The 23338-nt window shown below is 47.0% G+C and carries 15 protein-coding genes, 1 tRNA gene and 1 pseudogene; 13 read left to right on the top strand and 4 right to left on the bottom strand.

The features are described from left to right. Nucleotides 1–4 precede the first annotated feature (4 nt). The 6 genes from GWP43_RS15295 to GWP43_RS11345 all read left to right on the top strand — a co-directional run bounded on the left by GWP43_RS15295 (nucleotide 5) and on the right by GWP43_RS11345 (nucleotide 6820). Nucleotides 5–715, top strand: coding sequence for an extracellular solute-binding protein (locus GWP43_RS15295; protein ID WP_269138856.1), 711 nt, complete (start codon nucleotides 5–7; stop codon nucleotides 713–715). 70 nt (nucleotides 716–785) lie between these two features. After that, the gene (locus tag GWP43_RS11365) at nucleotides 786–1667 is read left to right on the top strand and encodes a DMT family transporter (RefSeq protein ID WP_162664252.1); all 882 of its coding nucleotides are present in this window, start codon (nucleotides 786–788) and stop codon (nucleotides 1665–1667) included. 12 nt (nucleotides 1668–1679) lie between these two features. Beyond that, a complete protein-coding gene (locus tag GWP43_RS11360) occupies nucleotides 1680–2681 on the top strand; it encodes a LacI family DNA-binding transcriptional regulator (RefSeq protein ID WP_162664251.1) in 1002 nt (333 codons plus the stop codon). A gap of 253 nt (nucleotides 2682–2934) precedes the next feature. Further along, on the top strand, nucleotides 2935–4863 hold the full coding sequence (locus GWP43_RS11355) for a DNA topoisomerase IV subunit A (protein WP_162664250.1): 1929 nt from the start codon (nucleotides 2935–2937) through the stop codon (nucleotides 4861–4863). A 63-nt stretch (nucleotides 4864–4926) separates the two neighbouring features. Beyond that, complete coding sequence (locus GWP43_RS11350; protein WP_162664249.1) at nucleotides 4927–6654, top strand: AMP-binding protein; 1728 nt, start codon at nucleotides 4927–4929, stop codon at nucleotides 6652–6654. 93 nt (nucleotides 6655–6747) lie between these two features. After that, a tRNA-Asn gene (locus GWP43_RS11345) sits at nucleotides 6748–6820 on the top strand. Between the two features lie 51 nt (nucleotides 6821–6871). Here GWP43_RS11345 and GWP43_RS11340 read toward each other — a convergent pair. The 4 genes and pseudogenes from GWP43_RS11340 to GWP43_RS11325 form a co-directional block, all read right to left on the bottom strand. Next, a pseudogene (locus GWP43_RS11340) lies at nucleotides 6872–8315 on the bottom strand (TrkH family potassium uptake protein). Further along, nucleotides 8312–9715: a Trk system potassium transporter TrkA gene (trkA, locus tag GWP43_RS11335; RefSeq protein ID WP_162664248.1), complete on the bottom strand. Its 1404-nt coding sequence runs from the start codon at nucleotides 9713–9715 to the stop codon at nucleotides 8312–8314. Before trkA ends, GWP43_RS11340 begins: the two are co-directional and overlap by 4 nt. A gap of 191 nt (nucleotides 9716–9906) precedes the next feature. After that, on the bottom strand, nucleotides 9907–11649 hold the full coding sequence (locus GWP43_RS11330) for a hypothetical protein (RefSeq protein WP_162664247.1): 1743 nt from the start codon (nucleotides 11647–11649) through the stop codon (nucleotides 9907–9909). 125 nt (nucleotides 11650–11774) lie between these two features. Beyond that, on the bottom strand, nucleotides 11775–13013 hold the full coding sequence (locus GWP43_RS11325; RefSeq protein ID WP_162664246.1) for a hypothetical protein: 1239 nt from the start codon (nucleotides 13011–13013) through the stop codon (nucleotides 11775–11777). A 345-nt stretch (nucleotides 13014–13358) separates the two neighbouring features. Between GWP43_RS11325 and GWP43_RS11320 the strand changes: the two genes are divergently transcribed. The 7 genes from GWP43_RS11320 to GWP43_RS11290 all read left to right on the top strand — a co-directional run bounded on the left by GWP43_RS11320 (nucleotide 13359) and on the right by GWP43_RS11290 (nucleotide 23320). Further along, entirely contained in the window at nucleotides 13359–14093 is a 735-nt protein-coding gene (locus GWP43_RS11320) for a nucleotide exchange factor GrpE (protein ID WP_162664245.1), read from the top strand. A 44-nt stretch (nucleotides 14094–14137) separates the two neighbouring features. After that, nucleotides 14138–16060 carry a molecular chaperone DnaK gene (gene dnaK / locus GWP43_RS11315; RefSeq protein WP_162664244.1) on the top strand — a complete coding sequence of 641 codons (1923 nt, stop codon included), beginning with the start codon at nucleotides 14138–14140 and terminating at the stop codon, nucleotides 16058–16060. 474 nt (nucleotides 16061–16534) lie between these two features. Further along, nucleotides 16535–17686, top strand: a complete 1152-nt coding sequence (dnaJ, locus tag GWP43_RS11310) for a molecular chaperone DnaJ (protein ID WP_162664243.1) — start codon at nucleotides 16535–16537, stop codon at nucleotides 17684–17686. Nucleotides 17687–18025: 339 nt separating this feature from the next. After that, complete coding sequence (locus GWP43_RS11305; protein WP_162664242.1) at nucleotides 18026–19360, top strand: hypothetical protein; 1335 nt, start codon at nucleotides 18026–18028, stop codon at nucleotides 19358–19360. Between the two features lie 37 nt (nucleotides 19361–19397). Continuing rightward, nucleotides 19398–19892, top strand: a complete 495-nt coding sequence (locus GWP43_RS11300) for a methylated-DNA--[protein]-cysteine S-methyltransferase (protein ID WP_162664241.1) — start codon at nucleotides 19398–19400, stop codon at nucleotides 19890–19892. 24 nt (nucleotides 19893–19916) lie between these two features. Further along, a complete protein-coding gene (locus tag GWP43_RS11295; RefSeq protein ID WP_162664240.1) occupies nucleotides 19917–21737 on the top strand; it encodes a TerB N-terminal domain-containing protein in 1821 nt (606 codons plus the stop codon). A 251-nt stretch (nucleotides 21738–21988) separates the two neighbouring features. Next, the gene (locus GWP43_RS11290; protein WP_162664239.1) at nucleotides 21989–23320 is read left to right on the top strand and encodes an ATP-binding protein; all 1332 of its coding nucleotides are present in this window, start codon (nucleotides 21989–21991) and stop codon (nucleotides 23318–23320) included. Nucleotides 23321–23338: the final 18 nt, after the last annotated feature.

Raw genomic sequence — 23338 nt, 5'->3', positions numbered from 1 at the left:
TAAGATGCTGCCTATACGGCCGACTAAACCGTCGCTTTATGCAGTTTTCTGTGCAGAACTTGGCCAGTCGGTGTTTAATGCAGACGGGAAACCTCTCGTTGATACTCCGCAGTCGTTGCAGGCGATGCACCTTTTTAAAGAAATCTATGATGCCGGTATCGGGCAAAATTACAACGGCTGGGATGAATATGAAGGTACGGTTGCTAACCAAACGGTTGCAACAATTCCCGAAGCGGTATGGATGATCGGAACAATAAAAGATAAAGCTCCCGATACTGCCGGAAAGTGGGGCGTTATCGATTTGCCGAAAATAAGTGCGGGTGGCTCTTCAAGCTGTGCAAACGGCGGTTCCGTGGTTGCCATTCATGCAAAAACAGCTGTACCTGATCTGGTAAAAGAATTTGTAAAATTTGCAATGACCGATACCGCTTTGCAAGCAGGAGGTTTTGAAAAATACGGATTATATCCATCGTTTATTCCGAGTTATAGCGAGCCTGTATTTGAACAAGGGGATGATTTTTTCGGCGGCGATGCTATCTATAACGTATTTATTGAAAATGGGAAAAAAATCCCTGCCTTTCCGCAAAATCCTAACATAGCCGAAGCAAATGATATGATCGGCGCTGCTGTTTCTCGTATCTTGTTAAAAAATGAAGATATAGATACTACGTTGATTGAATTGCAGCGGGATTTATCGACAAAGTTTGCAAGATAGCTTATAGTTATCGACTATAACCTATCCGATAACTTCGGATAGGTTATAGGTTTCCCGTAGGATTATGATTATGAATAAAGAGCTTTTAGGCGTTGTCGGATTATTATCGGCTACCATATTGTGGGGTGCAGGGTTTCTTGCCGTAGATCTTGCGTTGACCGCATTTACGCCGATGCAAATTATGGCGGTGCGTTTTTTCCTTGCATCAATCATTATGTTTTTTGCTGCACGTAAAAGTTTGCAGAGCGTTTTAAAACAAGAGGTGATAGCCGGTGTTATCATGGGGCTGTGCTTATTTCTTGCGTTCACGTTACAAACGATCGGTTTAAAGTTTTCCACACTGTCTAACAACGCATTTCTAACGGCGACGAATGTTGTCTTTGTTCCCTTCCTCGTGTGGGGTGCATATAAAAAGCGTCCTGCACTGCGTGAATTCACCGGTATGATTTTAGCGATGGCTGGGGCGGGATTTTTAACATTGACAAAAGATTTTACTATCGGCATCGGAGATACGCTCTCGCTTGCCGGCGCATTCTTTTTTGCCTGTCAAGTTTTTTTTACCGGTAAATATGCTCCCCATTATCGAACTGATATCCTCAGCTTTGTCCAGATAACAACAGCCTTTGTCTTATCCTGTATTTCATTGCCGTTTACCGGCGGAATGGCGGGAATAGTGTGGGGGAAAAATGCTTTATTATCGATTTTATATCTCGGTATTGTCAGTACGGCAATTACCTATTTTTTACAGACCTCATCACAACGATATGTAAAGCAAGTACAGGCTGTTATCATCTTGTCGCTGGAAGCGGTATTTGCCACTCTTTTTTCTGTGTTGCTGATACACGAAAAACTTTCATTTCGAGTACTGTGCGGCGCCCTATTGATTTTAAGCGCTGTACTCATCTCGGAGCTGAAATTGAAAAAACTATTGCGTTTAAAAAAAGAGTTGTGATACGGTAACGTAATGGCTACAATAAAAGATATTGCCGAAAAAGCGGGCGTTTCGGCTGCTACCGTATCGCGCGTTCTAAATTACGATGAAACACTCAGTGTCCTTGATGAGACCCGCCGTCGCATTTTTGAAACGGCGGCAAGTCTTGAATATGAGCGGAATAATAAAAAAAGGAAAAAGATTAAATTAAAAATAGGTTTGATGAGTTCATATTCTCACGAAGAGGAACTTGCCGATCCCTTTTATTTGGCGGTACGTGTAGCTGCTGAAAAAAAAATGGAAGATGAAGGGTTTGTACGAATGAGTATACCGGTATCGGCGCTCACCGGATCTATACCGCCGGTACACGGAATAATTTGTATTGGAACCTTTAGCCCCTCTATTGTAAAAAAAATTGCTGCGCTAAAAAAACCGGTTGTATTTGTAGACTGTAATCCCGACGAAACCCGTTTTGATTCTGTAGTTATCGGTATGGAAAAAGCCGTCATCGGTGTGTTGGATTATTTGCGCAAAAACGGCCATTCAAAAATAGCCTTTGTCGGCGGCGGCGGTACGGAACTCGATTATGACGGAAACGAAGTACCTGATATCCGCTCCGAAGTGTATATAAATTATATGAAAAAATATAACATTTGGCGGCAGGAGTATTTGTGTAAGGGAGATTATTCTCCTAAGTGCGGCTACACCCTTATGAAACAACTTTTATTACAACAGGAGCCTCCGACTGCCGTATTTGTTGTAAACGATTCTATTGCAGTCGGTGCCTATAAAGCCGCGTATGAATTGGGATGGAAGGTACCTGATCAAATCAGTATTGTCGGTTTTAACGACATATCTTCTGCAAAATATATGGTTCCGCCGCTTACCACCGTCAGTCTGCACATGCGGACAATGGGAAGGCAAGCCGTCGGTATCTTAGCCGACCGTATCCGCTCGGACAGAGAAGTTCCGGTAAAAGTCGTCATCCCGTGTGAACTGATTGTGCGTGAAAGTGTACGGAATATTTCACGGTAAGCTATTCCTTCTGTACGAAATTTTAAATAAAATTTCGTACAATTTATTTTTTAGAGGAAAGGTAAACGCATCAGACGAATAAATATAAATCGCAAAATCAGGAGGCTGGGCAAGCATTTGAACCGCGAAGAGGTTCAACTCTGCTTGAACGACCTCCTGATTTTGCGGGGTGTTAAAAAGAGAGTCTGATGCGTTTACCCTGCTGGCGAATCTGGACACGTTCGGGTTTTTCCGCTATGCTCAATAATCTTGTATGGACTATGTAGAAAGTTTATTTAACACGAATTTTTTAGAGTATGCCAGTTATGTTATCCGTGACCGCGCAATTCCCGACGTAGAGGACGGTTTAAAGCCGGTACAGCGGCGTATTCTGCATTCTCTTTTTGAGATGGATGACGGAAAGTTCCATAAGGTTGCCAATGTCGTCGGCTACTGTATGAAGTATCACCCGCACGGGGACGCTTCCATCGGCAACGCATTGACGGTACTCGCCAATAAAAGTCTCTTTATCGACAAGCAGGGGAACTTCGGCAACCTCTTTACAGGGGACGAAGCCTCCGCCCCGCGGTATATCGAATGCCGCATCACCGAATTTGCAAAAGATATCCTGTTTAATCCCCATATTACGCGATATGTTCCTTCTTATGACGGCAGAAACAAAGAGCCGGTTGTATTCCGCGCTAAGCTGCCGGTCGTATTGCTTATCGGGGCGGAAGGCATCGCCGTCGGTATGTCTACCAAGATACTTCCGCATAATATCCGCGAAATCATCGAGGCGGAAAAAGCCTGTCTTTCCGGTAAATCCTTTACGCTCTATCCCGACTTTCAAACCGGCGGGCTTATCGACGTGTCCGACTATCAGGACGGCAAGGGCAAGGTGCTGGTGCGGGCAAAGTTGGACACCTCCGACGATAAACGGATTGTTATCCGCGAACTCCCCTTCGGCAGCACTACCGAAAGCCTCATCGCTTCGATAGAATCGGCGTCGAAGTCGGGAAAAGTAAAAATTTCGGAAATTAACGACTATACGGCGGAACAAGTAGAAATAGAACTCAAGCTGCCGCGCGGCGTGTACGCAGCAGATGTTGTCGATGCGCTCTATGCCTTTACCGATTGCGAGCAATCGATCTCCTGTAATTTGCTGGTCATTCAAGACAATCTGCCGGTTCAAACGACTGTTACCGAAGTGATTAAAACCCACGCAAAACAGCTGACCGCCCTGCTGAAAGATGAACTTTTGTATGAACAGGAGATGCTGACCGATCGGTTGCACCTCAGAACACTCGAGCGGATATTTATCGAAGAGCGGATTTATAAAAAGATTGAAACGATGAAAACAGCCGAGTCGGTCATTAAGGCGGTTATCAAAGGTTTTGAACCGTTTAAGGCAGAGCTGATACGGGAAGTAACGGAAGAAGATGTAGATCGGCTCCTCAAAATCCCCATTCGGCGTATTTCGCTCTATGACATTCAAAAAAACCGTGCCGAGGTACAGGAAATATCCGCCCGGCTCAAAGAGATTGCCCGTCTTTTAAAGAACCTTAAAAAGTATGCGCTCAGCGTCCTTGACGGGATACTCGCAAAGCTGCCGCCCGAAGTTACGGCGCGCAAAACGGAGATTACCGGCTTTACCAAAGTAGATGTAAAAGAAGCGGTTAACCGCGATTTATCGCTCCGCTATGACGAAGCAACCGGCTACCTCGGTACCGCCGTAACTACCGGAAAAGAAATACTCAAAGTTTCGCCGTATGACCGCATCTTTATTCTGCGTAAAAGTGGGGTGTACACCGTTATGGATGTGCCCGACCGGCTCTTTGTCGATACCGGTATGTGGTATTGCGGTTTTGCGGAAAAAGAATTATTGTCACAAATCCTCTTTACGGTTATTTATAAAGATGAGAAAACACAGTATCCGTATATCAAACGGGCACGGGTTGAATCCTATATCTTGAACCGCGATTACCTGTTTGTACCGGATACGGCGACTGTGCTGTATGCGGGCACGGCAGAAAATTTCGAGTTTACGGTGCAATACGCGCCTAAACCTCGAACAAAGAAGACCGAGGAGCGTTTCAAAACCGCGGATTATCCCGAAAAGGGATTAAAAGCACAAGGAGTACGTCTTGCAGAACGAGAAGCGACAGCAGCGGCTCCGGTAACGAAAAAAAATAGTAAAAAGTAACGGGAAACCTCTGGAAGTCGAATCTTTTTAGAGATGCCCTGCCTTGTAGGGAGAAAACTGCCTATGCAAACAATCAATGAACTAAAACATTATACCTTTCAAGCGATGCTGGAAAATAGCATCAAGCGATTTGGGGAACGCCCAGCACTTTCATTTGTGTCGGGAGAACCGATTTCGTACAATGAAGCCGGTGAGCAGATAAAGCAGCTGCAGCAACGTCTGTACTGTCTCGGTGTTAACCCCGGCGATAAGATTGCAATCTACAGTCATAGCGTTCCTCATTGGGGGATCGCCTATTTTGCGATTGTTACGATGGGTGCCATTGCCGTGCCGCTGCTGCCCGATTTTACCGACAAAGAGGTCAAGGCCTGTTTGGAGCATTCCGAGACGACGATGATCATCGTTTCGGAAAAACTGATGAGCCGAGTACCCGACACCGTTTCCGTTCTCATCGATATTCAGGACTTTTCAGTTAAAAAGGGTACGGAAATAAGAGACGGCAACCCTCCGCCTCATACCTGCAAAGAAGACGATACCGCTTCCGTTATTTATACGTCCGGTACGACGGGGCGTTCCAAGGGTGTGGAACTTTCGCATAAAAACCTCGTTTGCAATGCAATCGCAGGACAGTCCTGCCAGCGTATTAACGAGTATGACCGGGCGCTTTCCATTCTGCCGCTTTCTCATGTATATGAATTTACGATCGGCTTTTTGATGTTCTTTTTGAATGGCGCCTGCGTGTATTACCTCGAAGGAATCCCATCGCCGCGGATACTCCTTCCTGCTTTGACGAAGGTACGCCCGACGATGATGCTAAGCGTTCCCATCGTTATGGAAAAAATATACAAAAATAAGATACTTCCTGCGCTTACTTCCTCGCCGTTCCGTGCATGGCTGTATCATACTAAGCTCGGCAAGAAACTCCTTAACCGCCTTGCCGGAAAGCAGCTGAAAAAAACGTTCGGCGGACACCTGAAATTTTTCGGATTGGGCGGCTCGAAAACCGATACGACCGTTGAGGAATTCTTGAGAGATGCTAAATTCCCGTATGTTATCGGGTATGGTTTAACGGAAACGGCGCCGCTTATTGCCGGTTCTACCGTCCGCCAAAGCGTTCCGGGCTGGATTGGTTACGCTATCCCCGATGTCGAAGTGAAAATCGATAACCCTGACCCCAAAACCGGTATCGGGGAACTGTTGGTCAAAGGACTAAATGTGATGAAAGGCTACTATCGCGCCCCTGAACTCACAAAAAATTCGTTTACCGAAGACGGCTGGTTCAAAACCGGCGATCTTTTTATGATGGATAAAAGAGGGCATTTAGCGATTAAAGGCCGGTCAAAGAACATGATCCTCGGCGCCAGCGGTGAGAACATTTACCCCGAAGATATTGAATTTGTGCTGAATCAGCATCCGCTCGTAACGGAATCGCTCGTGGTTGAAGGAGAAAAGTCTTCTCTTGTCGCCTACGTACAGCTTGATGAAGAAAAAATCGCAGCCGAGGTGCAAAAAGAACAGAATCAAAACAAAGAAGGCTCTGCCATTCAAAATCTGCAATCCGCCGTAGCAGGCGCTGTTTCCGGCTTGACGGATGCGATGGCTTATAAACGAGCGGAAATTTTAAACGAGATTAAATTTTTCGTTAATTCCAGTGTGAATAAGATGTCGCGGATCGATAAGATCGAACCGGTCGAAGGGTTTGAGAAGACTGCCAGTCAAAAAATTAAGCGATATCTCTATAATTTTGCAAATCGAGGGAAAAAAGAAGGCGAGGTTCCGGCAGGGAAATAAGATACCTGCAAGTCTGATCGTGTAATTTTCTCTGAAATGCTTGACATTTTTTCCTATTTTCAGTATAAGTTTGTCCATAGTTATTTATCACTTTCCCCTGTAGCTCAGTAGGCAGAGCAAGTGGCTGTTAACCACTGGGTCCGTGGTTCGAACCCGCGCGGGGGAGCTTCCAAAGCTCAAACAGTATGACTGTTTGAGCTTTTTTGGTTTTATCCGGTTACCGGCGCCAAAAGGCGGGTACACATAAGATAACGATGGTATAAAGCTCCAAACGACCTGCCAGCATAGAAAAAGAAAACACAACCTTTGCCCAATGCGGAAAGAATGAAAAATCTCCACCACTTCCGACCTTGCCGAATGCGGCGCCGATATTTCCGACCAACGTAAGTGATGCAGCTATATCGGTAAGGATGTCTGTTCCGGTTAAGGCCGCCGCTAAAAACGTTACCAATAGACACACAAAATAGACGAATATAAAACCTGCAACGCTGTATACAACGTCTTTCCGTCCCGGGCGGCGGTTCAGTTGAATACTGAACACACCATGTGGGTGTAAAAGCCGTTGCATTTCGTTAAAGGCTTGCTTACGTAAAATAACCCAGCGAATAACTTTGATACCGCCTGCCGTTGAACCGGAACACCCGCCGACAAACATCAGTAAAAAGAGGAGCGCTTGGGCAAACGCAGGCCATGCGCAGTAATTCACCGTAGAAAATCCGGTGGTTGTCATAATCGACGCAACATGGAAAAAGCTGTGCCGAAAAGCGGCTGCTATGCCGTAAATCGGCACAAGCACTAACGCCACACCGACTCCTGCACAAAAAGCGATACGGATATACGCCCGTAATTCGGAATTCCTAAAAAATTCTTCGGGCTTTCCGGTAAAAAGATGAAAGTAGAGGCTGAAATTCACGCCCGCCAAAAACATGAACACTGTACAGATAATTTCAATAGCTGCCGAGTTATAATACCCGATACTGGTATTTTGCGTTGAAAACCCGCCGGTTCCGAGCGTAGAAAAACTATGGCACATTGCTTCTAAAAACGGCATTCCTGCAATACATAAGAGGATAATTTGCAAAACCGTCATCCCCAAGTAAATAAACCAGAGCGCTTTTGCCGTATGCGTAATCTTTGCCGTTACTTTTCCCTTGTCCGGGCCGCTTGTCTCACTTTTTTATCAGCTGAAAACCGCCGACGCCGAGCAACGGGAACAACGCCACGGTTAACGCAACAATTCCCATACCTCCAAGCCAGTGCATTTGCGTACGCCATACCCGCAGCGCCATCGGATAGCTTTCGATATTCTGTAAGGCGCTTGCGCCGGTGGTCGTAAAACCCGAAACCGATTCAAAAAACGCATCGCTAAAGTGCGGCACAAATCCCGACAGCATGAACGGAACCGCACCCAATAAGCCCGCGCCGAGCCATGCGGCGCTTACCAAAAGGATTCCTTCGCGCACGGTAAGCTGAATCGGCTGTCGTTTGGTTCTCATAAATAAGAGGAGTGTTATTGCCCACAAAATTGCCATCGGTATGAAAAATGCCGACAGCACATTCCATTCATGCAGGTAGACAGCGACTGCGACCGGAATCAAAAAACTCCCGGCAACAATCGAAAGAATCATAAAGATAATAGTTAAACATTGGAGAAATTTCATTTTTTACCGGTAAAATATTTAACCACCTCGTCACTCTTTGTTACTTGTACGATAATGGCGAGTTTATCATCCGCTTCAAGGATGGTATTTCCATCGGGGATACGGCAGCCTGTTTCGTTCGTAATGAGCAGTATAAGGAACACGCCGGGCATTGCAATATCTTTCAGGCTTTTTTCTACCGCTTCCGACTGATCGGAAATAATGACTTCGACTATCTCGAGCTCACCTGCACCCATCGTATGAATACGGGTAAGATGCTTACCGCCCAGATGGCTCATAATAACGTCAACCGTAACGTCCTTTAAAGGAATTGCAACGTCTACACCGATTTTATATGCGACATTCGACATCACGGAACTCTGTACCAGCGCAATGGTTTTGGGGATGCCGAGTGTTTTAAGGTATGCAGAAGTAATCATGTTCAATTCATAATTTTGCGTCGCATTGATAACGAGATCGAAGGAATTAAGCGCAATTTCTTCTATAAATGCCTCATCGGTAACGTCGCCGCTATAGATACGCGCTTCGGGATACTCCGCCGCGGCTTGTTTTGCAAGGGCGCTGTCTTTATCGATAATGGCAACTTCCCAGCGGGATTTGGTACGAAGGCCGAATAAACGTTTAAACATACCAAACGAATGCTTTTCGATAAGGCTCGCTGCAACTCGCTTGCCAACCTTCCCGATACCGACCAGTGCAATCTTTTTGATAGGTTTCACCGTGAATCCCGCAAGCGCATAAAACCGTTCAATATAATTCGGCAGCGTTAGGATTGAGATTCTCATACCGGCATGAAGCACTGTCCCGCCTGAAGGAATGACGGTCTTATTCTCATCCTCTACGGCAACAACAACAAAAGGACTATCGATAGCAACAGTGCGAATATTTTGCAGTGTAACTCCGTCCAGCTTGCTTCCTGCACCGATGGTAAAACAGGTAAGCTGATACGGAGAATTTTCAAAGGCGATAATATCACTGACAGCCCCGTGCTCAACCGCATTGATGATGGCGAGCGCCGCTTCTTGGTCGGGATGCACCAAAAAATCGATACCCAACGTACGGTCTTTTCCGGTGTTCAGCGATGCAACGTAATTTTCATTTCTTACGCGGGCAATCTTCAGTACCTTGGGAGCAAGAGATTCGGCAACACCGCAGATAATCATATTCAGTTCGTCACTGTCGGTAAGGGTAACCAGCGCGTCTGCCCGTTGGATACCGGCTTCGGTCAAGACTTTCGGGTCGTTACCGCTCGCCTCCGTTACGATACAGTCCAAGCGGTTGGCTGCATGGCGGGCGGTTTCTTGATTTTGTTCGATAAGAACCACATTATGCTTTTTTGCGATTAATCTTCGGGCAAGCTCAACCCCTGTTACGCCTGCGCCAATAATAATGACAGTCATTTGCAATGATACTAGCACAAAAGCACCGGCATGGACAGGGGCTCATTGATGGGGAATGCGCCCATTTATAATTTATAATTTATAATTCATAATTCATAATTCATAATATAAATGGGCTTTCCTATTCCCTGTGATTTACTCCCTTTTCAACTTTCCCTGCTTGTCTCCTTCCTGCTAGTGCATAGGCACGGTTAGGGGGTCGGCTGAGTTGTCGTCAGCGCGCCATTTGAGCCGACATACCAATTTTGACTACCCTTCGGCGTTACCGTGAACTTTTTGTAGTTTTCGTCAACGGAAATATCGCTGTGAAGGACTTTGGTTGAAGCGTTGTAGTTTGTATCCGGTACCGTAATGCGTCCGACAGACCTTTTGCCGGTCAATCCGCCGGAAAGCTTAATACAAGCACCATCCCTTAAAAATATATCATTTTTTCCCCTGTAGTTATTAGCCGAAGGAACAATGCGGGTACTGCTTTGCATTGTAAATTCTCCCGCTCCATCCGCGCCTTTATATACATACACACCGCCGCCAGCTCCCGATGCCTCACAGCCGTTCACATTACTATCGATAAGCGTACACGCTCCGCGCCGGACATAAATGCCCCCGCCGAGACCTGCAGAGTCGGGCGCTTTACAACCGCTGATATGCACATGGGTAAGTGTTATCGTTCCGTTGTTTGCGATGCCTCCGCCGACACCGATTGATCCGCGAGCCTCATTGTCTTCAATACGAACAGGGTTCCCCAGCGTACCTGTTATAGTAACAATACCGTTATCAGCTTGGGTACCGGTATCTTTGATATACAAGCCACCGCCGCCGTCCATAATATTTGTTCCGTTACTCACTCTATTATGCCGGATAGTAACACCTTCTTTAATCGTACACTCAGCCTTTTTACCCACGGAGATACCGCCGCCTGAAGTTTTTGCCGTATTGCCTTGAGAAGCGTTATCGCCGCCGATAGTACAGCCTGACTCTATAATAAGCTTTGCACTGTTCACCGCGACACCGCCGCCATTTTCGGCGCTATTCCCTGAAATACGAGCACCGTCTTTTAACGTCAGCGTACCGTTTACATAATCGTCTCGATCTGTCGTTATGTAAATACCGCCGCCGTTAAAGTTTCTAGCATTATTACCTTCAATACTTCCGCCTATTATGGTAAGAGTTGCCCCATTAGTATAGTTTGTGAAGAATATCCCTCCTCCGCCTTTCCTCCAATCATTTACGTTCGTACTTGTCAGTTCATTGTTTTTTACGGTAACATCCTGCAGCGTTGCATTCACGTATTTGTCGGAATAACCGGGGGCACTAAGGTAGATGCCTCCTCCCGTCTCCTTCGCCTTATTGTGTGAAATATCCGTTCCTGTAACCTTTAGAGTGGCTGTCCTGTCGTTCGACCCAAAGGCTATCCCGCCGCCGGGACTATCCGCGGTGTTATACGTAATCGCTCCGCCAATTATAGTAAGATTACCTTGGTTAGAACTTACACCCCCGCCTGATGATGCCGTATTTCCTTCTGGTTTAGCGGGATCCATTCCGTCGTAGTACTGCTCTCCACCGATAGTACAGTTATCTAAAATCAGCTCACCTTTCGAATAAATTCCTCCGCCCACTCTTGCTGCTTTGCAAGCAGTGATAATACAGTTTTTAAGTTCAGCCCTACTATTCGCACCGACATATATGCCACCCCCGATGTTTGTACCGACCCCCGGAGCTATCGCCATGCCGCCTGTGAGAGTTAAACCTTCCATCGTAAGATTTCCGCCTGTCACATTAAAGATACGGTGTGCCGACTTGCCTCCGGTATCCTTGTTTGCATCGAGAATATCGGTCGCAGGATTACCGCTCTTGCCGCGTATTGTGATGCTCTTGGATACGGTAATATTGCCGAAATTACCGGAAGCAGAGGTTGCTTGTATCGTGCCATTCACAATGATGACGTCACCATCTGCGGCCCCTTTCTACAGCATCTTTAAGCCGTTGCCAAGCCCCCGGTCCCGCCGCGCTTACTTCCAGTCCCTTACTGTTATAGAATACAACTACATTTTGGCTATTATCAAATCCTTCTTTTTTCCGCCCATGCCGTGAGTTTATACACGACATTCGGAACGGTAGGCAGCTCTATGGTTAGCGGCGTTGAACCGGAACTTTCGCTTACGGTGAGTCCGTTACGTTCCAATTTATAGTGCACCGTAGCTCCGCTCGTAGCGGTTTCAGCTTTCAAGAGTATGTTTTGTACTCCCGATCCATAGGTTATTTCATGAGGGTCAGCATTTGTTCCGTGCTTTGGTGTTACTGTCCACGAACCGCTTGTGACGGTTATAGTAACCGGACTAACCTTATTGGTACTGGTAGAAGCGCGTAATTCATCTTCGGAAAGCAGCCCAGCTTCATCTTGCAGCCGAAGCCGGTACTGCTTTACCGCCCCGCCCACCGGGACATCCGTTTTTATTCGGATAATCCATTTTTCAGTTGAAGCCGGTAATGGATCGGGCGTTACTCCTTCTTTAACCTCTGTAGACAATAAAGCTATTGCATCACTGTATCCCAACAACCGCCCGCCTGCGCTGCTGATATCGAATCCGCTTTTGTCTGTCTTTACCGTTAACGGTATCGAGGTGTATGAGCCGGAGCCTTCGGCGATAGAAAGCTGTGCAATATTTTTATGCAGAAGTTCGGAACTATTTATTTCCGTATCCATACCCTTGGCTTCGAGAAACAAAACATAATACTGCTTACCGTTTCCATCGGGTGTAGCGGTTTTTCCGATTGCCCGATAGGTAAGATTGGGCGGCGGGGTATTTGCTTTTACATTGAGCTTAAATGTTTCTGAAAATTTTCTCCCGTCTTTAGCATACAGCGTAATCGTCGGCCCGATATTCTTTTTGCCGTATTCATGTTTTTGCAAAAATTTCTTTTTATATGTGAGCGTTAATTGACTGTTTGAATCCTGTATCAGTTCATAATCGTTTGGTCGTTTTGGGCTGTTTGTCGTTGTGCCGGCAACGTCTGTGGGAAAAACGATAATATCGGTAGGGGCGCCTGCATCTTGCGGCAACTTAAAGGTGACGTTTTTGGGATTACGGACGGTAAATATTACCGTTACATCGCTTGATGAAGGAATACTCTGTATTGTGTCTGTATCGGTTTGTACGGTGATTGCAGGGTTAAAGCTAGACCGGACAATTGCAGCCTCTGTTGACCAATAACTTAAATAGTCGTCAATATCGGCCTTATAATTTTCACATCCGGCACATAAAACAAAAATTACCAAAAAACTAAGAATCTTACGCATAGAAGAGGTCTCCTTCTTCTCGTATTAAGTTACGTGGAAACGGCTGCCACAATCTCTGTTTTACAGGTCGCGATGAGATTTACTAACGCGACACTTACACTGCTCCATCCATCTTAGCCGGATACTATCATAATACCGATTAAAGGTAAATTGCACAAATCTCGCTGCTGTATAGCATCACCGCCATCCGTGGCGGATATGAAAAACAACCTGATACGTTTACCCTGTCAATTATTTTTTCTTGACCATTTGCGATTCCGTTAGTATTTTCTATTTGTCAAACGAGAAATACAAACGGCGGTTCGGCTGATAGACAGATACACGCCGGAGAATTTGAGGAATGGAATGACAAAGAAACACGGAAAAAAACATGAGCAGGAGTGCGAGACCCAGCCGGCAGAGCAGAACGGTATGAACACGGACTCCGCAGCCGGTAAAAAAGCCGCAGATGCAAACCCGCATGGTAACAGCACAGGAAATGCCGAACAACATGCGGCACCGGAACAGCAAACCGGCAATCAAGAGCATGGAAATACGGCGACCGGACAAACTGCTCCGAATACGGAAGCATCGAAAGATACGAAGCCGGAGCCGTCCGCTGCCGAAAAGCTCGCATCTTTGGAAGCAAAGTGCAAGGAATTGCAGGATCAATATCTGCGCAAGGCTGCGGATTTCGATAACTACCGCAAGCGTATGATAAAAGGAAAGCAGGAGGCAATCGATTACGCAAACACGAATTTGATTTCCGACCTCTTGCAGATATTGGATGACTTTGACCGCGCAATCGAGGCCGGTAAAAAAGCCGGAGAAGATAGCGCCGCCGCTTTTATGCAGGGCGTTGTGATGATCCGGAGCGGCTTATCTTCGCTACTTGAGTCGAAGTACGGTCTGCAGTATTACGAAGTGCAGGGAAAACCCTTTAACCCCGACATTCACGAAGCCGTTGCAACAAACCCTTCGGCCGAGGTTACGGAACCGACTGTTGGAGCGGAACTGCAAAAAGGGTATAAATTGAAGGAACGGATTCTCCGTCCGGCAAAGGTTATGGTATTGATGCCTACACCGGCAGAGAAAAAATAAGATAATCCTTTATTTAAGGATCAAACAAATAAGGAGTTTTTATTATGGGAAAGATTATCGGAATTGACTTAGGAACAACCAACTCTTGTGTTGCGATTATGGAAGGCGGAGAGCCCGTCGTTATCCCAAATGCCGAAGGAGGACGTACCACGCCTTCTATCGTTGCGTTCAAAAAAGATGAGCGGATTGTCGGTCAGCCTGCTAAAAACCAGATGATTACCAATCCGGAAGGTACTATCTATTCGGTAAAACGGTTTATCGGCCATCGGTACAGCGAATTAACCGACGAACTCAAGCGCGTTCCGTATAAAATCGTACCGCAGGGTGATGATGTCCGCATCGAAGTGGACGGTAAAAAATACTCAACTCAGGAAATTTCAGCGTTTATTCTGCAGAAAATGAAGAAAACCGCAGAAGACTATTTAGGCGAACCGGTAACGGAAGCGGTTATCACCGTTCCTGCATACTTCAACGATGCACAGCGCCAAGCAACGAAGGATGCCGGTAAAATCGCCGGCTTGGATGTAAAGAGGATTATCAACGAACCGACGGCGGCTTCGCTTGCATTCGGCTTTAACAAGGATTCAAAGAAAGAGAAGGTTATCGCGGTCTACGACCTTGGCGGTGGTACCTTCGATATTTCGATTTTGGAATTGGGCGACGGCGTATTCGAGGTTAAATCGACCAACGGCGACACCCACTTGGGTGGCGATGACTTTGATAACCGCATTGTTGAGTGGCTCGAAAAAGAGTTTAAGGCCGATCAGGGTATCGACCTTTCAAAGGATCGTATGGCATTGCAGCGGCTCCGTGAAGCGGCGGAAAAAGCAAAGATCGAGCTTTCCAGCCGTGCGGAAACGGAAATCAACCTTCCGTTCATTACTGCCGATGCGAACGGCCCCAAGCACTTGCAGAAAACATTGACCCGTGCAAAGTTCGAGCAGATGACCGACGACCTCTTTGAACGCACCAAAGAACCGTGCCGCAAAGCCTTAAAGGACGCGGGGCTCGAACCGAATCAGATCGACGAAATCCTGCTGGTAGGCGGTTCTACCCGTATGCCGAAGGTTGCGCAGATTATCAAAGAAATTTTCGGTAAAGAAGGTTCAAAGGGCGTAAACCCCGACGAAGCGGTTGCGGTCGGCGCTGCTATTCAGGGCGGTATTTTGGGCGGCGATGTCAAAGACGTACTGTTGCTCGATGTTACCCCGCTTTCGCTCGGTATCGAAACGATGGGCGGCGTGTTCACTCCGTTGATCAACCGTAACACCACTATTCCTACCCGCAAGAGCCAGGTATTCTCTACTGCGGCTGACGGACAAACTGCGGTTTCAATTCACGTCTTGCAGGGTGAGCGCGGTATGGCAAGCCAGAACCGGACGCTCGGCAACTTCGACTTGGTCGGTATTCCTCCGGCTCCCCGCGGTGTTCCGCAGATTGAAGTTACATTCGACATCGACGCGAACGGTATTGTGCATGTTTCCGCAAAAGACCTTGGAACGGGTAAAGAACAGCACATCCGCATCGAAAGTTCCAGCGGCTTGAGCGAAGATGAAATCAACCGCATGGTGAAGGAAGCGGAGGCCAACGCCGAAAACGATAAGAAAGAGCGCGAAAAGGTTGAGGTACGCAACGAAGCGGACTCGATGATCTATCAGACCGAAAAGACCTTGAAGGAAATGGGAGATAAGGTAAACGCAGCTGATAAGCAGCGTATCGAAGATGCCGTTGCAACCTTAAAGAAAGCGATTGAAGGCGGAGATACTGCCGACATTAAGTCCAAGACCGAAGCGTTACAGCAGGCTGCATACAAAATTGCAGAAGAAATGTACAAGCAGCAGGGTGCCGGAGCCGGTGCGGCGGGAGCTGCCGGAGCAGGTACAGCAGGTAGCGCTGACGACAGCGATCCCACCAAGGGAACCGCCGACGACGTGGACTACGAAGTCGTAAAAGACGAAGATAAATAACTAAGAAGTTTTTCTTCTATGCGAAATTTTCTTGAATTTTTCTTGAAAATTTCGCATATTTTTTTTACAATAAGGGTAAGCGTAACAAATAAATAGAAACAAAGCGCAGACGGAGAGACTATTCTTGTTAAGAATAGTCTTTCCGTTAGCCTTTTAGAAATAGGCTAGGCAGATGCCAGCATATTTTTTTAAGATAAGGGTAAATGCAGCAAACAGATAAAAACAAATCGCAGACGGAAAGACTATTGTTGTTAAAAATAGTCTTTCCGTTAGCCTTTTAGAAATAGGCGAGGCAGATACGAGGCATGAACAAAAATTACCCGCAGTCGTGCTTCTGCACGTCGAGGACTAATTTTTGTGGAATAACGAAGTAGATGCCCGCATATTTCTAAAAGGAAAGGTTGAACAGCCTACAGGATTCTGCGGGATATACTAAAAAATCGTTTGCTGCGTTTACCCTAGACGGAGCTTATTTTGGCACAACGAGATTATTATGAGGTATTGGGTGTAGCAAAGACCGCTACTGCTGATGAAATAAAAAAAGCCTATCGCAAATTGGCAATTCAATATCACCCCGATAAAAACCCCGGAAATAAAGAAGCGGAAGAAAAATTTAAAGAGGCGACTGAAGCCTACGAAGTGCTCATTGACGATAAAAAACGCAGCGTCTATGATCAATACGGTTTTGACGGTGTTAAAAATATGGGCGGCGGTTTTGACCCGTCCGCATTCCAAGGCTTTGAAGATATCTTCGGCGGCGGAGGAGGTCTTTCCGACCTGTTCGAAAGCTTATTCGGCGGAGGCAGCTTTGGAGGATTCGGCGGATTCGGTTCATCGAGCCGCGGTTCGTCACGAGGCAGCAGCGGCCCCGCGCGGGGCGCAAACCTCCGGTATGACCTGCAGATCGATTTTACCGACGCTGTATACGGCAAGAAGATTGAAATACAGTATTCACGCGACGAGCATTGTTCGGAGTGCAAAGGCTCGGGAAGCGTCGGCGGGAGCGGCAGAAAGATGTGCCCTGACTGCAAGGGTACCGGACAGGTACGGCAGAATACCGGCTTTTTCTCCATTGCGAGTACGTGTCGGCGCTGCGGCGGATCGGGTACCATTATCGAAAACCCGTGCAAAAAATGCGGCGGTTCCGGCTTAGAGCGGAAAAAGCAAAAAATCATTATCACAATTCCCGCCGGCGTAGAAGAAGGAAAGCGTATCACCATTCCCAAACAGGGGAATGCAGGTTCAGGCGGCGGCGATTACGGCGACCTCTACGTATTCATCTTTATTAAGCCGCATCACTTATTTGAACGGCACGGAAATGACCTGTACTGTGTAATTCCCATCTCGATGACGCAAGCCGCGCTCGGAGGAGAGATAACCGTAAAATCGCTGAACGATAAGCGCCTGACGGTAAAAATTCCCGCAGGTACGCAACACGGCGATGCGCTCAAGGTGCGCGGAGAAGGTGTTCCCGCAGCAAGCGGCAGAACCGGCGACCTCTACCTCAAGGTCATCATAAAAATACCGACGCGAATATCTTCAAACGGAAGAAAACTGCTCAGCGAATTTTCTGCGATGGAAGGTGAAAATACGACGCCGGAGATGGTACCTCTGTCCAAGTTATAGCATGACTTTTGCAAATATACAGTGCATCTGCGTTGTCGCTACGCCGAAATAAATGCTCAACGTACAACAAGTACGCCTCCGCTTTATTTCGGCTAGGCTCCTAGCATCTGCATTGTCTATTTGCAAAAGGCTTACGGCAAAAGGCATTTAAGAACCGCCATGGACGGCGGTGGTTCTACTCAGCAGCGAGTTTTTCGTCAGAAAACTCGTAGCCCAAGAATGTATAGGACGTACATTCTTGGGCGTGCCTGCGGTTAATTTGTGCTCGCGCCTCGTATCTGCACCGTCTATTTTCAAAAGCTTACGGAGACTCTATTTTCAAGAGCGTTGGAGGGAAGGATGAAAAGGGGTTTTATATTTTTATTTTGTCTGTGCTGTGCGGCGGCGTTGAATGCGGAAGAGGCAGCCGATGACTTCGGCTTTGAAAGCGAGGCAGAATCGGGTAGTGCTTTTTCGATTGATATCGGCGGAAAGCTTTCCCTCGGCGGCTCGTTTTATTTTAACGATTTTAAGACTTTTAAGGATGTACAGCCCGGCTCGCTGATTGAGGGAAAGCTGCATGTTCATGCAACTGCGCCGATGACGGAAGCCTATTTCGGCGTTAAGCTTAATGGTAAAACCCTCGCTCCCCTGCTCGGCAAAACGCAGGCTGTTTTTCCCGAACAGTCCCAGATTGCTCCGTGGATTGACGAAGCATATCTTAAAATGCTCTTTAGTTCGGTTGTAATTACCGGCGGCATCCAAAAGATGAACTGGGGGCGGGCGGAAAGTTTAAGCGTGCTTGATATCGTCAATCCTCGCGACAAAACCGATCTTACGCTAATGTATGCCCCGCAGGAGATGAAAATTGCCCGCCCGCTCATATCCGCTACTGTGTACCTTCCGCACGATCTCAAACTGGAAGGTGTATATTTGCCGGTATTTGAAGGGAACCGCATTGTTACCGGAAAAACCGACCGCTGGTATTCACAGCAGTTTGATCGGATATGGGGTAACAGTGCTTCGGTCTTTCATAAGCCTGCTACCAATACCCTCGCATATTCGCAGGGAGGCGGGCGGCTTACGGCTGCCGTAGGAGGTAAGCACGACTTCGGCATTCAGTATTTTTACGGTCGGCTGCCGGAGCTTGCGTTTGAAACCCTTTTCCCTACAACTTTTACCGGTCTCTATAATCCCTATCACCACATCGGTATCGACTACGGTGTCGGACTCGGCCCCGTATCGCTCAGTGCGGAATTCGCCGCAAATATCACCTCGGATTTATCAGGCAATAATCCTTCCATATATAACCCGTCGCTTGCGTGGAATATCGGCGCGGTCTATTCCGCACCCCTCGGCTTTACCGTGAGTTTGACCGCAACGGAAAATATTCGGCTTCATCATAACAGAAGCGTTGCTCAAAACAACGATGTGGAATACGGCAAAAAAGCAACGGATACTAAGCTCGCCTTTTCCGTATCGCAAACCCTCTTGCGTAATTCCTTGGAATGGAAGCTCGGCGCCATTGTCGGGCTTGAGGACGCAGACTTTTGCATTATGCCCGGTATCCACTGGCAGCTCGCAACCTTGCTTATCGACTGTAATGCCGGTATCTTCGGCGGTAAAAAGACCGGAAGCTTCGGACAATTTTACCGCAATAGCTTTATCAGACTCACTCTCGCGTATGAGTTTTAAAACAGGTTGCCTTGAAATGTGATAACCGAGGATACGTATGACATATACCCAATGGTATGATTCTCCGCTGGGGAACATTTTGCTGGCAGCAGACAGCGCAGGTTTGACCGGCGTGTGGTTCAACGGCGAAAAGTTTTTTGCTCAGTATCTTGAAGAACAGCATGAAGAAAAAGAAACCCCATTTTTACACCAAACAAAGCGATGGCTTGATGTCTATTTTTCCGGAAAAGAACCTGATTTTACCGTGCCGTTCCATTTTAACGGAACGGATTTCCAAAATGCAGTGTGGAATATCCTCTGTACTATTCCATACGGGCATACAACTACCTACGGTGAAATAGCCAAGCAGATTGCCCGTCAACGAGGTCTATCCCGGATGTCCGCACAGGCGGTTGGCGGCGCAGTCGGTCATAATGGAATTTCTATTATAGTGCCCTGTCATCGCGTTATCGGTGCAAACGGCAGCTTAACCGGCTATGCAGGCGGCCTTGATAGAAAAATAGCATTACTGACGCTGGAGAAAATTCTTTAAGATGCAGGCAAATACAGTGTGGGTATGATAGATATATTAAAATTTGCGGAAGACTTGGAATCGACACCGCAGCAGATGATAGACAAAGCGGGCGGCTACAATAATGAAAACGGTTTCACGGTGATTCTCGATAACAGCAATACGGAGCAGGCTCAGTATCGGGACGCGCCGCTTTTCTATGGTCAGACACTGACGATAAACCCAGCGAATGATAATACAACAGCACAACAAACCACAGCATTCGGTAATAATCCCAAGCCAACGCAAAAAACAGCACCGGATAGAGCTTCAAACAGCGCAACACCAAAAGCGAAAAAGTATGTTCCGGAGCAAATCCGAAGAATGAAGAATCTCTATCAATATGGGGACGGTTCTTTTAGACAGCAGTGCAAAAACTTCTATGTGCAAGGAAAATTCATGGAGAACTATGAAGATAATGTTCCTTGGAAAGGAGAAATATACGAGTGTTGGCCATCTTACCATAATTTATCATTAGCTCAGCTACGCGGGTATTTTACGTGGCGGACAGAGCTGCGGAAGGGAAACTATCAGAAGCACTGCGAAACGTTTGTATCGATGTATCTGTATGAGCTGCTCAATGGGATAGGAACGAAATCGGTGGAAGACAGTCTTAGGAAAATGGAAGAATTTGAAACGGGTTATATCGATTCAGGATTTGGCGACAAATATCTGCGAGATATGCTTCATCGCTGGATGCTGGAATTCGCTGTATTGAAGGGACTTGCCCCGGATATTACCCGTAAATATGCGGACAGCGACATACTGGAAAAAGACGCCGCAGTTGAAATTCTTCACTATCCGGAAAAATTCAATGCCCAGGAAGTGTTTAATGCGCTCTGTGTGTTCGGTGGGAAGAAGACTGCCGAATCGAAGCTGATACAAGAGCGCGGGACGGAAGCTATCACCCTCTTTGTAGCCGTATGGCGGCTTGCTTCCGTTCAATATCAAGAAGATGGAAAAAAACCTTTTCAACTTTGTTTTGGGCGCCGAAGAGCACAGGACTGGCACCCTCTTGAATACACACTTTACTATGATAATAGTAAGAAAAGAAAATCCGTCGCATATGAGCTGAATCCTTCTCGATCATATCTCTTTAAAGAGGGAGCATGGTATGTGGTAACGTATCAAAGCTACTATTTTAATAGAAAGATAATTGCTGACTTTTTACATGAAACAGACCGAAGACTGCGCTTATACCTCAAAATAAGACATCCGCTAAAAGAGCGAAAAGAAGCGGCATGGGCGGTACCTTATATAGAGGCGGTTATAGAGGAAGATCGGAAAGCAAAAATCGAAGCGGCGCGTCCTAAGGTCTCGATTGACTTTTCCGGTCTGGATAAAATCAGAAAGGATGCGCTTGAAACTCAAGACAGTCTGTTAACCGAGGAAGAGACGATGGGCTCGCCGGAGGCTGCATCCAAACAGACGGAACACTCAAAGCACACCGGTACTTCCGAATATGCCGGAGATACCATACCGGACGCTGCACCTATACCGATTCCGGCGGCCGTTCCATCGACCGCATCCATGCCGTCCGCAACAGTGCCGTCGGATTCAGCATTCGTACAATCCGTTCCGTCCGGAGTGTCCGTTCCGTTAGATGGTTTGTTAGACGGTATGCAGATACAGCTGTTGCAGATGCTGCTCCGCGGAGAGCCGGTACAGGAATTGATTACAGCACAGCATGGAATGCCGAGCGTTATCGCCGATGCTCTCAACGAGGCCTTGTTTGATCTTATCGGCGATACGGTGGTAGAATGCGAGGGAGAAACGATTACCCTTGTGGAAGATTATCGTGATAATATTATCGGGATATTGGGATAGGGCAATCGCATCAGAGGCTATTGTAAATCCCCCGCAAAATAATAGGCCGTTCAACCAGAATTTCGATGCGTTGCATCTCAAATGGTTGCCCAACCTATTATTTTGCGGAATTCGATCTACACTTCTGATGCGATTGCCCTACGCTTTTAAAATAGCCTGTGCGAAATTTTCTCAAAAATTTCGCACAAAATGAAGACAACCGCTTAAAATATCCGTATGCGGTTGTCCTGGATAGTGGGAGATGAAATAACATGAACGAAGCGGAAAGAAAAGTTCCGAAGCGGATTGCGCAGACAGTATTGCATTCTTTAAAAGGCGGTGTTGTGCCACGTATTGGGCTGCCTTATATTACCGTCGGAAGGAAAAACGAAATTCAAGCCTTGCTGCATGATGTTGATATTATCGCCGAAGGAGGCGCTTCGTTCCGCTTTATTGTCGGGCGGTATGGAGCGGGAAAGAGCTTTTTACTGCAAGCTATCCGAAATTATGTGATGGATCGAGGGTTCATTGTTGCGGATGCAGACCTGTCCCCGGAGAGGCGACTGCAAGGAACGCGGGGGCAGGGGCTTGCAACCTACCGTGAGTTGATCGGGAATCTTTCCACAAAGACAAAACCGGAGGGCGGTGCACTCACGCTGATATTGGAGCGGTGGATCAGCAGCGTGCAAAGTGAAGCCTTGCAAGAAAGCGGGTTTCACCCCGGAGACCCGGCGCTGACTGCGCTTGTCGATCAAAAGATTTACGCGGTAACTGCTTCGGTGAGCGAGCTGGTACACGGTTTTGAGTTTGCTCAATTACTTTCAGCCTATTATCATGCGTACCTCAAGAGCGATGATGAAACGAAAGCAAAAGTAGTGCGGTGGTTCCGGGGTGAATATGCCCTCAAGCGTGAAGTAAAGGAAGAACTCGGTGTCAATATCATTATTACGGATGATGACTGGTACGAGTATCTCAAACTCTTTGCAACATTTTTCCGGCTGGCGGGTTATTCCGGCATGATGATTATGATCGATGAACTCGTCAATATTTATAAAGTTCCCAACTCCATCACACGCCAGTACAATTACGAAAAACTCCTCACCATGTACAACGACACCTTACAAGGAAAGGCAAAATACCTCGGTATTATCATGGGGGCAACACCGCAGGCGATAGAGGATAAGCGGCGCGGTGTGTACAGTTACGAGGCGCTCCGCTCCCGTCTTGCAGAGGGGAAGTTTTCTAAGCCCGGTGCACGGGACTTACTTGCGCCGGTAATCCGGCTTGACCCGATTACTGCGGAAGAAATGCTGATCCTCTGTGAAAAGCTCGCTGTGATGCACGCCGGACTCTACGGCTATGAGCAGAAAATCGCCACAAATGACTTGGCTGGGTTTATTAAAATTGAATATGAGCGAATCGGCGCCGATGTGCATATCACCCCGCGCGAAGTAATCCGGGATTTTATCGAGCTGCTGGATATTTTGTACCAAAATCCGGGAATGAGCATTATCGAGTTACTAAACTCCGATACATTTTCGTACGCAAAGTCTGATGCGGTATCGGACACCACCGATGAAAACTATGCCGAGTTTACGATTTAAGGTGAGTGCGCAGAAGAG

It is taken from the genome of Treponema vincentii (genome assembly GCF_010365865.1).
Taxonomy (GTDB): Bacteria; Spirochaetota; Spirochaetia; order Treponematales; family Treponemataceae; genus Treponema.
The sequence above is the reverse complement of the archived record's forward strand: the minus strand, read 5'-3'. Positions and strand labels throughout refer to the sequence as shown.